The following is a 13521-nucleotide window of genomic DNA, read 5'->3' on the forward strand; positions in this document are numbered from 1 at the left end:
TACAGGAAAACCTCCCGCTTTCGGGAGGTTTTTCTATTTTTACAGAAAGATAATCCGATGGATCAACGTTTTTCTAAAGCGGAAAAATTAAAAAGCAAAAAGCTCATCGGGAAGCTCTTTTCCGAGGGAAAAAGTGTTTCCCGCTTTCCGCTTAGACTGGTGTATGTAAAAACGGAATTGCCCGGAGCAACAGGAGTTCAGGTAGCGGTATCCGTAAGCAAACGCAGGTTTCGGAAGGCCGTAGACCGCAACCGTATAAAACGGCTGTTAAGAGAAACATACCGACTCAACAAGCAGGGAGTTACAGACAGAGCAGGGGCGTCTTTTGCATTTATGATTTTGTATCTTGGTAAGGAAATCCCGGACTACGCGAAAACAGATCGGAAAATGAAAGAACTGCTTCACCTCTTCCTGGAGAAGGAAAGTGAAGAAGACCCGTCAAAAAAAGAAGCACATGAATTTTAATACCGCATTATACACAGACCTTTATCAGCTTGCAATGGGGCAGGCCTATTACCTGAAAGGCAAACACAGAACGCAGGCAACTTTCGATTACTTTTACAGAAAAGCGCCTTTTGAGGGTGGTTTCGTGCTCTTTTGCGGGTTGGAGGATGCCCTGGAATGGTTGGAAAATGTCTCTTTTTCAGAAGAAGATCTGCAGTATCTCTCCGATCAGGGCTTCGATAAAGGTTTTGTAGAATATCTTGCCGGATTTAAATTTACCGGCACCGTAAAAAGTGTTGCCGAAGGTGATGTGGTGTTTCCTTTTGCTCCTATTCTCACGGTTACGGGGCCTGTGGTAGAATGCCAGATTGCAGAAACTTTTCTGCTGAACTGCCTGAACTTTCAGTCGCTTATAGCAACCAAGGCCAGCCGTATCCGGTATATTGCCGGGGAGGACAAAATCCTGGCAGAGTTCGGGTTGCGAAGGGCACAGGGATACGCCGGACTGCAGGCTTCAAGAGCAGCTTTTGTAGGTGGTTTTGATGCTACTTCCAACGTGCTTGCCGGTAAAACCTTTCGGGTACCCATCACGGGGACTATGGCGCATGCCTATATACAAAGCTATGATGATGAGTTAACCGCATTCCGCGATTTTGCCGAAACACATCCGGACAATTGTGTACTGCTTGTGGATACCTATAATACGCTGAAAAGCGGTATTCCCAATGCAATTACAGTAGCAAAAGAAATGGAGAAAACCGGGAAGAAACTCATAGGGATCCGGCTCGATAGCGGAGACCTTGCCTATCTGTCCAAAGCCGCCCGTAAAATGCTGGACGATGCCGGACTCTCTTATGTGAAGATCGCAGCATCCAACCAGCTCGACGAACACGTAATCCGAAGTCTCAGGGAACAACGGGCTGCTATAGATATTTTCGGGGTAGGGACCAACCTCGTTGTCGGCCATGAGAATGCCGCACTTGACGGGGTTTATAAGCTGTGTAGCTTTGAGGACAAGCCCCGTATCAAGATATCCGAAAACCTGAAGAAAATGAATTTTCCCGGCGAGAAGCAGGTGTACCGGTATTTTAATGACGACGGGCAGTTTGTCGCAGATGCCATAACCTTCGAAACACTGGAGGCACCCGGGAGTATGGCACACCCATTTGAGCCGCATAAGAGAATGCCGCTTCGCCCTGCTTCGGCACGTCCTATGCTCAAGGCTGTGATGAAAGACGGAAAACGGCTGTTTCCCGAAAGGTCCGTAAGGGATATCGCCATGGCCGCCGGTGAAAACCTCCGGCAATTGCCGGATGAACACAAACGTTTCGATTTTCCACATGTTTACAAAGTTGGACTGAGCAGGGAAATGGAACAGTTGCGGGACCGGCTCAAAGAAGAAAAACTGAAAGAAAGCGAATCATAATTGTTTAAACCCATAATCTGTCTATGAGAGCATTGCTGATTGTTGATGTGCAACATGATTTTCTGCCCGGGGGGCGATTGGAGGTTCCCGGAGGAGATGAAGTTATACCCGTCATTAATGTGCTGCAGGATCGTTTTGATCTGGTAGTCGCTACCCAGGACTGGCATCCGGAAGGACATGAAAGCTTTGCGTCCGCACATCCCGGAAAGAAACCGTTCGAAGAGATCCGTCTGCACGGACTGAACCAGGTGCTATGGCCCGATCACTGTGTGCAGGGAAGCAAAGGAGCTGATCTTGCGGATACTTTAAACAAAAAGACGATAGCGGCTATCTTCAGGAAGGGAATGCATCGTCGGGTAGACAGTTATAGCGGTTTTTATGACAATGGAAAAAAATACCACACCGGATTGGCTTCTTATCTCCGCAGTATGGGTGTGAAGGAATTGTTTGTCTGTGGTCTCGCGGCAGATTATTGTGTCTATTACACAGCAAAAGATGCCCGGAATGAGGGCTTCCGAACCTATTATATTACCGATGCTACAAAGTATATAGCTGCAGATACCTATGAAAAAGCAATTTCCGATTTAAGTGAAATAGGAGTACATTTGATATCCTCTACAGAACTTTAGAACAGTGTTTTTCCTGTACAGGCAGCTCTAACCAATGCAATATCCGTAAGCCATGAAAAAAATATTTAGAAAGCGAATAGTTATCCCGGTTCTTGCCGTAGGGATGCTTTTTACGGCGACATCCTTTAAAAATGATTTCTTTGAGATTGCCAAGCAGATCGAAATTTTCACCACACTGTTCAAGGAGCTGAATATGAATTATGTGGATGAGATCAATCCCGCACGACTCATGGACGGAGCGATCAAGGAAATGCTCGATAATCTCGATCCGTATACCGTGTATATGAATGAGCAGGATGTGGAAGATTACCGAATAAAGAACAGCGGAGAGTATTCCGGTATAGGTGCGGTGGTACGCAGTTATCACGATAAGTTGCTTATCGTGGAACCCTATAAGGGATATCCGGCGGATGAAGCCGGGTTGAAAGCGGGAGATGAAATTATCCAGATAGGAGATATCCGCATTGCAGACTTTAAAGATGATGCGGGAGAACTGCTGAAAGGCACTATAAACAGTAGTGTGGATATAACGTACAGGAGGCAGGGGAAAACAGCAAAAACGACGTTGACCAGGAAAGAGATTGAAGTAGATGCGGTTCCCTTTTACGGTAAGATCAATGATAATACGGGATATATCGTATTATCCCGTTTCAATCGGAAAGCGGCAAGCCAGACCAAAGAAGCCCTGGAAGACCTGAAATCGAAGGGGGTACAGCAACTGGTACTTGACCTGCGTGGAAATCCCGGTGGTTTGCTCACGGAGGCTATCGATATTACCAATTTGTTTGTTCCCAAAGGAGAGACCATAGTAACGACCAAATCCAAGGTGAAAAAATTCAATCAGGAATTCCGGACCCGGAAAGATCCTGTAGATACCGAAATTCCCCTGGTGATCCTTATCAACGGGCGAAGTGCTTCTGCCAGTGAAATCGTAGCCGGGGCTTTGCAGGATATGGACAGGGCTGTAGTAGTCGGAGCGAGGAGCTTTGGGAAGGGACTCGTACAGCGCCCCCTCAAACTGACGTATGGAACACAATTGAAAGTAACCATATCCAGGTACTATACTCCCAGCGGAAGATGTATCCAGGCCATGGACTATGCACACCGCGATGAAAACGGAAATGCGGTCAGGACAGATGCCTCGCGATATAACGCCTTTAAAACCCGAAAAGGCAGAACCGTATATGACGGCGGAGGAATAACCCCGGACCTGGAGGTAAAAGTGCTGCGCCAGAATACACTGATTCAGGAATTGCTGAATAATCAGGTGGTGTTTAATTATGTGACGGATTATTATTATAGCCATCAGGTAAACGATCCGGAAAAGTTTTCATTTTCGGAAGCCGATTATAAAGATTTTAAAAACTACGTCTCCCGTACCGGATTTCATTATGAAACCGAGGTAGAGAAATTGCTTAAAAAGGCAGGAGCAAATGAAGAGATGGAGCTTTTTGGTGCCCAGGTGCAGGAAGATTACAGCGTGTTGCTGGAAGATATTTCCAACAGTAAAATAGCCGCATTAGACAATTATAAGGATGAACTGACCAAAGAGATCGAAGACGAGATCATTAAGAGATACTTCTACAGGGAGGGACTTTACGATTATTACCTGTCGCACGATGAGGCTATCGTGTCTGCTTCCAGCCTGTTGAAAAACAGAACGAAGTACAATGCGCTGCTCAAGTAAACGAAATTATTCGGTATATATCCGTTTTACCCTTCTCGAAATCCCGGTAATGAGCTCGTAGGAGATGGTACCTGCCGTAGCGGCAAATTCTTCTGCGGTAGGAAAGCCGCCGTAAACGATGACTTCGTCACCTTCCTGGCAGTCTATTCCCGTGATATCAACCATGAGCATGTCCATACATACGTTCCCGATAATAGGGGCCTTCTTCCCGTTGATGTTTACAAAAGCCTTGCCCTTGCCATATTGCCGGCCTATCCCGTCGGCATGCCCCAGGGGCAGTGTAGCTGTTACCGTGCTGTGTTCTGCGATATAACCCCGGTTATAACCCAGGCTCTCCCCTTTTTCCAGGTGATGGATCTGTGAAATGATGGTTTTGAGTGTGCCCACCCGTCGAAGGAGCTTGTCTTTGGTTTCGTCATTACCATAGCCATAAAGTCCGATACCACTTCGAACCATATCGAAATGAGCATCGGGGTAACACAGGATTCCCGAAGTGTTGCATTGGTGTAGCAGTGGTTTATATCCGGCTTGTTTTTCGAAAGCTGCCGCCATCGTTTTAAACAGTTCGATCTGGTTTCGTGTGAAAGCTTCTTCGTTGAGGTCCTCGGAAGCCGCGAGATGCGAAAATAGCGAAGCCGCCCGAATATGCTGCTGTTGTCCGAGTTGATAAACAAGCGCTGCCACTTCTTTTTCTTCAAATCCCAGCCTGTTCAGCCCCGTATTGAATTTGAGGTGTACCGGATAGGTTTTGAGATTCCGGGACCGGGCAGTTTCCAGAAATAACGACAGAACGCGCCTGGAATATATGCAGGGTTCGAGTTGGGAGTCTATAATGCTGTTAAAATGCACATGTTGCGGATGCAATACCATAATGGGGGTGCGTACGCCTGCTTCGCGAAGCTCTATACCTTCACTGGTGTAGGCCACGGCAAAATAATCGACCCCGAGTTTTTCCAGAAAAGGGGCAATGATCCGGGAGTCGTGCCCATAAGCAAATGCCTTGACCACCGCTATAAATTTTGTGCCGGGGCGGAGTGTGGATCTAAGAAATTCGTAGTTGTGCCGGAGAGCTCCCAGGTCTACTTCGAGCACGGTTTCTGCAACTTTTGTCATCTTTTGTGCGTTTAGAATGCTTCCGCGGAGTGTTGGCGGGTATTTTAACAGGTAAAGTGGTTTTTTAAGCCGGGCTCAGCCTGTGGAATTGCTCTCGTCCTTCTTAGGGAGTTCTTCCGGTTCCTTGACATCCATTTTACTGACTTTTTGCCGAAGCATGGCCTTGTAAAAAGCTGCGCGGCTCAGCGGCTCATATTCTTCCGTTTCTCCGAGCAGTACCAGTTTGTCGTCATTGGTTTTTCTGAAACTGTAATTGGCAAGATTTCCCGTCCTGGTACAGACGGCATGGACCTTGGTTACATATTCGGCAGTTGCCATAAGGGCAGGCATGGGGCCAAAGGGATTGCCCTTGAAATCCATATCCAGTCCGGCAACCACTACACGTATGCCTTTGTTGGCCAGATCATTGCATACGGTTACGATTTCGTCATCGAAAAACTGGGCTTCATCGATACCGACCACATCACATCCATCGGCAAGAATACGGATGTTAGCCGCAGCAGGAACAGGTGTAGAGCGTATTTCGTTGGCATCATGGGATACCACCATATCCTCACTGTGTCGCACATCGATAGAAGGTTTGAAGATCTCTACCTTCTGCCTGGCGATCTGTGCCCTTCGCAACCTGCGGATGAGTTCTTCGGTCTTTCCGGAAAACATGGATCCGCAAATAACCTCTATCCAGCCAAATTGTTCTTTATGATTAACCGTATTTTCGAGAAACATTTTGTATTTTTCAACTCGGAAACAAATATCAGGCCGCTGTTTGCGATATTCTGCAAATAACAGACAGGCTTCGTACATTTTTCCGACAGTAAGTAAAAACCTTGTTGTGAAACCAGGGAAATAAAAGCTGTATGTTCAGCACAAGGTTATAACCTTTGGTATAAAGCTTGTGTGAACTAAAGTAGCTTTTTTTCATTAAAATCCATGCAAAGCTAAGGAAAAAATGAAATCCCTTTCTGTCGAAAGACAAGCTTTTTGCAAATTGAGGATATCAGAATAATAAAGAATATATTTGTGTCTGTTCCCGGAAAAATTTATATTTTAATAGGAAGTAAGGGAATGAAGGGAGTGAAAATGAGTCCGGACAAACCTTGAATAAATAATAAAAATAAAGCAATGAGAAAGAAACTGGAATCTGAACTGGTGAGTATAGCCCATGACATCCTCAAGCTAAAGGGTAAGGAAGATCTGGCGGCACTCCAGGTGCAGGCGCAGAAAGTCTATGAGAAACTTACCTTGCTGAAGTTTGTCGAAGAACACTTCGGGGAAATACAACCCACTGCAGGAAAAAGTGAAGCCCTTCGCAAATTCGAACAGCTTGCCGGGGCGGTCATGGAAGAAAATACCCAGGTGCCCGAAAGTAATCCGCATAGCGAAGATATCATTATTCCCGGGATCGATACGATAAAGGATATGGTCGCAGAGATGCCGGAGGAAGAAACTCTCGATGATATTCTGGCAGATATCCTGCCCGACCCGGTGTTTGAAAAGCGGGATGCAGATGATGTCGTGCCGGTTATGGAAAAAACAGGGAGACCTAAAGTGTCTTCTATCAACGACAGGTTTAAAGAAGGTATCAGTGTGGGGCTCAACGATAAACTGGCGTTTATAAAACACCTTTTTAACGATAGTACGGAAGATTATAACCGGGTCATTTCCCAGATCAATACCATCGAAAGTGAGGACGAAGCCAAGAACTTTATCAGGCACATGATAAAGCCCGACTATAACAACTGGGAAGGTAAGGAGAAGTATGAAGAGCGTTTTATGTATATCCTTGAAAAAAAATATATCTAACACAGCCCCCTGATTTGTAATTCCGGCAGCGATGCCGGTAACTGAAAAGTATGGCTAAACTATATATCGTGCCTACGCCGATAGGTAACCTGGAAGATATGACTTTCAGGGCTGTAAAAATACTGAAGGAGGTCGATACCGTATTGGCCGAAGACACCCGGACCAGCGGAAAATTATTGAAGCATTTCGAAATTGTGACACCGTTGCAGAGTCACCACATGCACAATGAGCATAAAACCGTGCAGCATATCGTGCAGCGTATCGCAGGAGGTGAAGATATAGCTTTAATTTCCGATGCAGGAACACCTGCTATATCCGACCCGGGGTTTTTGCTTACCCGGGCATGTATAGAAAACGGCCTCGAGGTGGAGTGCCTGCCCGGAGCCACTGCTTTTGTTCCCGCTTTGGTGAACAGCGGGCTCCCTAACGATAAGTTTGTATTCGAAGGTTTTTTACCGGTAAAAAAAGGAAGGCAGACCCGCCTTAAAGTTCTTGCCGGAGAAACCCGCACGATGATATTTTATGAGTCGCCATACAAACTGGCAAAAACACTCGGAGATTTTGTAGAGGTATTCGGAGCAGACCGACCGGTGTCGGTGTCACGTGAACTCACCAAACTCTATGAAGAGAATATCCGCGGAACTGCCGAAGAAGTACTCCGGCATTTCGAAGAAAAACCGCCCAAAGGAGAGATCGTTATTATTGTGGGGGGAATGGTGAAATCAAGGGAAAAGGAATAGCTCTTTTGTCCGAAAGTACAGTTCGGAGATATTTTTGTCGCCGCTGTTTTTTATGCCAGGGTAGTAATCCACCATGTATTTCCGAAAGGATCGCGAAAGCCAGCGCTCCGGGTATTGTCATCTTCATCCAACGGAGACATAAGCGACTCACTGCCTGCATCCAGAGCATCATAATATGTTTTATCGGTGTCCGTAACATAGACATACATGCATCCGGGGATCGAAGGGCCGGCTTCAGTGGCTTCAGCGAGGAGGATGGTACAATCTCCTATTTTAACTTCCGAATGCTGGATCTTTTTATCTGTATTTAGAATCCGTACCATCTCCTGTCCCCTGAAGATCTTTTTTATAAATTCTACCAGGGCATCAGCCCGGGGAGTGAGCAGGTATGGCATAACCTGTTGATGGCCTGCAATTAATTTCATTCGTCTCATCGTTCGTCCTGTTTTGCTTGTCAGATAAGATTATCAACGTCGTTCCGCTTCGATTATTTTTCTGCCTGGAATAAACACCCCCGAATACCTCTCTTTTTGTTGCTGAAAATGATATTCATAGTATTTTTGTAAGCCAAAAACCCGCATTTTGTCAGGAACCCATATAAAAGATATCAAAAATAAAGTTTCATTCCGGTCGATCAATAAGCTGGCCATTCCCGCTATTATAGCAGGCATTGCCGAGCCGCTGATCTCACTTACCGATATTGCAATTATAGGGAATGTCGATGAAAATCCCGTGGAGGCCCTTGCAGCAGCGGGTATAGTAGGTTCTTTTCTCTCGGCGATCATATGGATCGTAGCCCAGACCAAAACGGCAATTTCCGCAATGGTTTCCCAGCATCTGGGGGCCAACCGGCTTCATGCCATTCGTACACTTGTTCCGCAGGCTATAGTTTTTAATATTTTGCTCAGTTTGCTTATCTACGTGAGTACATCGGTATTCGCGGAAATCATTTTCGGGGCCTATAATGCCGAAGGTCTCATGTTGCAATACAGTGTGGAGTATTACCGTATCCGGGCCATCGGATATCCGCTAACCCTGGTGACCTTTGCGTTGTTTGGGGTATTTCGGGGTTTGCAAAATACCTTGTGGGCGATGAAAGCCAGCCTTGCCGGGGCTGTAGTTAACATCGTGTTCGATTATATCCTGGTATATGGCATAGCAGGTGTGGTGCCTGCATACCACCTCAAAGGCGCTGCTTATGCCAGTTTGCTGGCGCAATTAGTGATGCTGTGCATGGCCCTGTATTTTTATTTCAGCAAAACGCCGTTCTCCTGGAAAGTCAGTTTGCATATAAATCCTCGTCTCCGGGGATTGCTCGCCATGAGTTTTAACCTGTTTATCCGTACAGCGGCACTTAACTTTGCAATTTACCTGGCCAATGCCTATGCCACGGACTATGGCAGAAATTACATTGCAGCCCAAAGTATGCTGATGAATATATGGCTGTTTTTTTCTTTTTTTATCGACGGATACGCTAATGCGGGAAATGCTATTTCGGGGAAACTTCTCGGTGCCCGTGATTATCGCAGGTTATGGTACCTGAGTGTGGATATATGCAAATATGCTATCGGAATAGCCGTAATACTCATGGTGGTTTGCGGGGTGTTCTATGATGCAATCGGCTTGTTATTTAGTAAAGATCCCATGGTCCTGGCCACGTTCGCTGCTGTGTTCTGGATGGTGCTTCTCATGCAGCCGGTCAATGCCGTAGCTTTTATGTTCGATGGGATCTTTAAAGGACTCGGAGAAGCCGCTTATCTCAGAAATGTACTTATTGCCGCTACGTTCCTTGGTTTTACGCCTACCCTTTTTATAACAGATTATTGGGGGTTGAAGCTGCATGGTGTCTGGATAGCTTTTATGGTGTGGATGCTGATCAGGGCCGGGGCCCTGATCATTAAATTCCGTAGAAAATATCTGAATGCAGTAGATTAATATTTGTAAATTCGTAGATCAACGCTATTCTTAAACTTTCTATGATGTCCACAACACGTCCTAACGGTAGCCTATACACCAAAACAGAGGGAAAAACTGCTATTGTCGAATTCGGTCATCCCGCAGGGAATTCATTTCCCTTGGAATTGCTGGAACGACTGGAAAAAGAGTTTGATACCCTTTCCGAAAACGAAGATATACGAGTAATTGTATTGAAAAGCGAAGGCGAAAAGGCATTTTGTGCAGGTGCGTCTTTTGATGAACTCCTTGCGGTCAGTGATGCGGAAGCAGGGAAGAAGTTCTTCGGTGGTTTTGCCGGGGTGATCAATGCCATGCGAAGATGTAAAAAACTTATCGTAGGGCGGGTTCACGGGAAGGTTGTAGGTGGAGGCGTAGGACTGGCGGCTGCCTGTGATTATGTCCTGGCTGCCGAAGCAGCTGCAATAAAACTATCCGAACTCTCTATAGGGATAGGTCCTTTTGTCATTGCTCCAGCGGTAGTGCGTAAAATGGGAAATGCAGCGCTGGCAGAACTGACATTGGCTCCGGATCAGTGGAAAAATGCGTACTGGGCCAAAGAAAAAGGACTGTATGCCCGTGTTTTTGATCGGGTGAGTGAGCTCGATAAAGAAGTGGCACTTTTCGCGGAGAAACTGTCGTCCTATAATCCGCAGGCACTTTTAGAAATGAAGAAAATATTATGGGAAGGAACAGATCAATGGGATGCACTGCTCAATTCTCGTGCGGAAATATCCGGGAGACTGGTGCTTTCCGAATTTACGCAGCAGGCCCTGGTGAAATTTAAAAAATAGAGGGGGAAGCCTTAGATTAAATTATCGTTTTTGAGGAGGTCGTAACCGATATAAAAGAAAAAAGGTTGCCTAACCACTGACAACCTTTTTTGCAGCCTTAATACGCTTTTTGAGCAATTAAAACTAACCTAACTAACTAAAACCTAAAACTAAAGCCTGTATATACGCCAAATGTATACGGTCGGAAACCGCCGTTGTCATTGGAGAATGTATTCCATTGATATTTGAACATGGGTTCCAGTTGCAACTGGAGTTTGTCGGATAGGAGATAATCTACTCCGAGTCCTACATTGGTGCTGAAATTGACATTGTTCACATTGTTGGCTTCACCAAGTTCTGTGGCAATCGCATCTGATTTGAGCAGAATCGTATTGTCCGTAAGGAATAAGGAACTTACCCCGCCTATCAGGTTGAGCCCGAATCTTTCGTTTAATATCCTGTACTTCAATTCCATCGGAACCTCAATATAGCCGAATTCCTGTTGCATGGCGCCTTCCTGTGGGGCAAGGCTTGTTGTAACTTCTTGCTTCCCCGGCATAGCGGGGTCTGCAGGGCTATTGGCTACATACAGCCCGGAAGCCCTTTCGGATTGTCGGGCGTAATTAATGTTACTAAGCGACCTGGCCTCGAAATTCGGAGCAAAAGAAATGTCGTTGGTGTCATAGCCGTAATTGACCTTGTTGATACCGGAACGTAAACTCAACCTGTCGTTGACCTGGTAGGCGACATTAACCCCGTAGCTGAGGTTGACCTTCCCGGATTTGGAATTGCTTTTGAATTCCGGATCGATTGGCGATCCGCTACTGATCGAATTATAATACACGGGAGCGATATTTGGATTTAAGCTCCATTTTTTGTGCTCCCCGTCTCCCGATGCCAGTTCTTTTTCGCGTTCTGCTTCATTCTCCATTTCGGCAATCGCTTCAAGCAGGGATTTTTTATTTTCTTCCTCTTTATTACGGATATCTTTTTGCTCCTTTTCCGCAACGCTGATTGTGTTGTTGTTCTGCCCGGTTACGTGGTTCGGGTGTTCGGCCACAGTGCTTTTTTGCGATGCGATAACCTGTCCGGAAGTGCTATTATCCGGATTGTGCTGTGTCGTAGGGTTACCATTTTCTACCAGCTTCTCATTTTCCTGAGTATGATGAGAAGGGGTGGTTTGTCGTACGGCTATTCCCGTTTCATTTTTGGAAGTGCTGTATTGTTGTGTTTTCGTATTGCCTGCTTTAGCCTGGCTGTTGTTATTTTGTAAAGTTGTTCCGGCTGTATTATCCGATGTGTCCGGAGAGGCTGTGAAGCGTTCGGTAGTGGTGACCGGGTTGCTTTTTTCTTTCTCTTCCCGGGTATTATTGTCCGGATTGGATATGTATTCTTCTGCAGACCTGGTGGCTTCGTCGCCCGGCCGTGTTTTTTGTTCCGGGTGTTCCCGGGTAATTTTTTCAAGCGGATCCATGTCGGGCGATTCCGGATCTGTAAATACCAGGTTAAAGCCTATGGACAATAGCAGGGCTATAGTGGCGGCTATACCTCCCAAACGCCACCAAAAGAAAGGGATAGTCCTTCCGTCTTTTTTCGGGGCTTCGGCAGGAAGGGTTGAAGGTGCATTGAGCTTGGCTTCGATTCCGGACCATAAATCCTTCTCCGGAAAAGCTTCAAAATCCTTGAATTTTTCCTGGAAAAGTCTGTCTATGTTTTTTTTGTCGCCCATTAATTTATAGTGACTTCACTTTTTTTTTATTTAGATCCTCTTCGATATAAGATTTGAGGATCGTTCTTGATCTGGATAGATTGGATTTGGATGTGCCTTCGGAAACGCCCAGCATTTCGGAAATTTCCTTGTGCGAGTATCCGTCCAATACGTATAAGTTAAAGGTTAACCTGTATTTATCCGGAAGCTTTTGTATAAGGCTGAGGAGATAATCGAGACTGATATCTTCTTCCTCGATCTCCACTTCTATTTCGTCTTCAATGTCATCCGGGACAATATTAAACACCTTTTCTTTCCTGTACTTCTGAAGGACCGTATTTACGGTTACTCTGCGAATCCATCCTTCAAAAGAACCTTTGAAATGATACTTGCCGATCTTGTCAAATATGGCCAAAAAGCTATCCTGCAGATTATCTTCCGCCTCTGTCTGGTTACGGGAATATTTAAGGCAAATGCTGTATAATTTACTGCTGAATAAGCGGTATAACTGCTCTTGCGCTTTTCTATCCCGATCCTTGCACCGGTTTATGAGTTCCTCTAAACTCACTTATATAGTCTGCGTTAGTTTTGGTTCCCTTGTCAAAATCGGAATGGATTGAACATGTGATCTGATGTTATTTCATTTTTCCGGATGAAGAAATTGATGTGTTTCCTGTCCGATAATCTTTCCGTACATCCGGAAAAATGAGGCTATGCCTTCCTGTATTCCTTTTTTCTTTAAAGGTACTGGTTAATTCGGTTATGGTTCCGGTGGTGGGTTATTCTTCTTCTTTTACCGGGATGTCCCTGGTTATAAAAGTGTACTCACCCTCACTGTCTACACCGGTAATAAAGCGAAGCTGGTAAGGTTGCTTGTATCTCACTTCAATGGCAAACTTGTGTTCTCTGGTTACGGACTGCGCGCCTTCGCATTCTTCGCCGGTCTGTGCCTGTGCTACGGCCCAGAAGGTTCTTCGCTGTATAGTGTCTCCGGTTTGCGTATCATTGCTGAAATCAATACCTATAAATTCATGACATGCACCTGGGATTGAGTATCGTATGGTGATAGAGTCTGTTTTGTTATACACAAGAGTATCGGGAGTCACTGCACTTGAAATGGGGAGTGTGGTGTAGTAAAAGTTTGCGCCATCATCATTCAAGCATCCGGATAAAGACAGTACTAAGGTTAAAAATACTGCGGCAATACTTACTTTTTTCATACTAATTCTGTTTAATTTTTAGGAG

At 45.6% G+C, this 13521-nt stretch carries 14 protein-coding genes; 8 read left to right on the forward strand and 6 right to left on the reverse strand.

Features of this window, described 5'->3' with window-relative positions; genetic code table 11:
- Positions 1-57: 57 nt before the first annotated feature.
- Genes rnpA through BT112_RS04790 form a run of 4 tightly spaced genes read left to right on the forward strand, consistent with a single transcriptional unit; the run spans position 58 to position 4186 of the window.
- The gene (gene rnpA / locus BT112_RS04775; protein WP_072316240.1) at positions 58-465 is read left to right on the forward strand and encodes a ribonuclease P protein component; all 408 of its coding nucleotides are present in this window, start codon (positions 58-60) and stop codon (positions 463-465) included.
- A complete protein-coding gene (locus BT112_RS04780) occupies positions 455-1870 on the forward strand; it encodes a nicotinate phosphoribosyltransferase (RefSeq protein WP_072316241.1) in 1416 nt (471 codons plus the stop codon). The genes rnpA and BT112_RS04780 overlap by 11 nt, the downstream gene beginning before the upstream one ends.
- A 23-nt stretch (positions 1871-1893) precedes the next feature.
- On the forward strand, positions 1894-2499 hold the full coding sequence (gene pncA / locus BT112_RS04785) for a bifunctional nicotinamidase/pyrazinamidase (RefSeq protein ID WP_072316242.1): 606 nt from the start codon (positions 1894-1896) through the stop codon (positions 2497-2499).
- A 52-nt stretch (positions 2500-2551) separates the two neighbouring features.
- Positions 2552-4186: a S41 family peptidase gene (locus BT112_RS04790; RefSeq protein ID WP_072316243.1), complete on the forward strand. Its 1635-nt coding sequence runs from the start codon at positions 2552-2554 to the stop codon at positions 4184-4186.
- A gap of 6 nt (positions 4187-4192) precedes the next feature.
- On the opposite strand, the gene alr is transcribed toward BT112_RS04790, so the two are convergent.
- Together alr and BT112_RS04800 are read right to left on the reverse strand one after the other, a co-directional pair.
- Complete coding sequence (gene alr / locus BT112_RS04795) at positions 4193-5299, reverse strand: alanine racemase (protein WP_072316244.1); 1107 nt, start codon at positions 5297-5299, stop codon at positions 4193-4195.
- A 75-nt stretch (positions 5300-5374) separates the two neighbouring features.
- On the reverse strand, positions 5375-6025 hold the full coding sequence (locus BT112_RS04800; protein WP_072316245.1) for a thymidine kinase: 651 nt from the start codon (positions 6023-6025) through the stop codon (positions 5375-5377).
- A 396-nt stretch (positions 6026-6421) separates the two neighbouring features.
- Between BT112_RS04800 and BT112_RS04810 the strand changes: the two genes are divergently transcribed.
- Complete coding sequence (locus BT112_RS04810; RefSeq protein WP_072316247.1) at positions 6422-7102, forward strand: hypothetical protein; 681 nt, start codon at positions 6422-6424, stop codon at positions 7100-7102.
- Between the two features lie 50 nt (positions 7103-7152).
- A complete protein-coding gene (gene rsmI / locus BT112_RS04815; protein WP_072316248.1) occupies positions 7153-7842 on the forward strand; it encodes a 16S rRNA (cytidine(1402)-2'-O)-methyltransferase in 690 nt (229 codons plus the stop codon).
- Between the two features lie 50 nt (positions 7843-7892).
- On the opposite strand, the gene BT112_RS04820 is transcribed toward rsmI, so the two are convergent.
- Entirely contained in the window at positions 7893-8276 is a 384-nt protein-coding gene (locus BT112_RS04820; RefSeq protein WP_072316249.1) for a VOC family protein, read from the reverse strand.
- Between the two features lie 148 nt (positions 8277-8424).
- On the opposite strand from BT112_RS04820, the gene BT112_RS04825 reads away from it, so the two are divergent.
- Positions 8425-9777, forward strand: a complete 1353-nt coding sequence (locus tag BT112_RS04825; RefSeq protein ID WP_394333347.1) for an MATE family efflux transporter — start codon at positions 8425-8427, stop codon at positions 9775-9777.
- A gap of 44 nt (positions 9778-9821) precedes the next feature.
- Positions 9822-10589 (forward strand): enoyl-CoA hydratase/isomerase family protein, encoded by a 768-nt coding sequence (locus BT112_RS04830; RefSeq protein ID WP_072316250.1) that lies wholly within the window; start codon positions 9822-9824, stop codon positions 10587-10589.
- A 136-nt stretch (positions 10590-10725) separates the two neighbouring features.
- Here the strand turns inward: BT112_RS04830 and BT112_RS04835 are convergent, their stop codons facing one another.
- From BT112_RS04835 to BT112_RS04845, 3 genes are all read right to left on the reverse strand, one after another.
- The gene (locus BT112_RS04835; protein WP_072316251.1) at positions 10726-12297 is read right to left on the reverse strand and encodes an outer membrane beta-barrel protein; all 1572 of its coding nucleotides are present in this window, start codon (positions 12295-12297) and stop codon (positions 10726-10728) included.
- Positions 12298-12301: 4 nt separating this feature from the next.
- Positions 12302-12844: an RNA polymerase sigma factor gene (locus tag BT112_RS04840; RefSeq protein WP_072316252.1), complete on the reverse strand. Its 543-nt coding sequence runs from the start codon at positions 12842-12844 to the stop codon at positions 12302-12304.
- Between the two features lie 211 nt (positions 12845-13055).
- Positions 13056-13496: a hypothetical protein gene (locus tag BT112_RS04845; protein ID WP_072316253.1), complete on the reverse strand. Its 441-nt coding sequence runs from the start codon at positions 13494-13496 to the stop codon at positions 13056-13058.
- Positions 13497-13521 lie beyond the last annotated feature (25 nt).

This window comes from Sinomicrobium oceani (assembly GCF_900119185.1).
GTDB classification, from domain to species: Bacteria; Bacteroidota; Bacteroidia; order Flavobacteriales; family Flavobacteriaceae; genus Sinomicrobium; species Sinomicrobium oceani.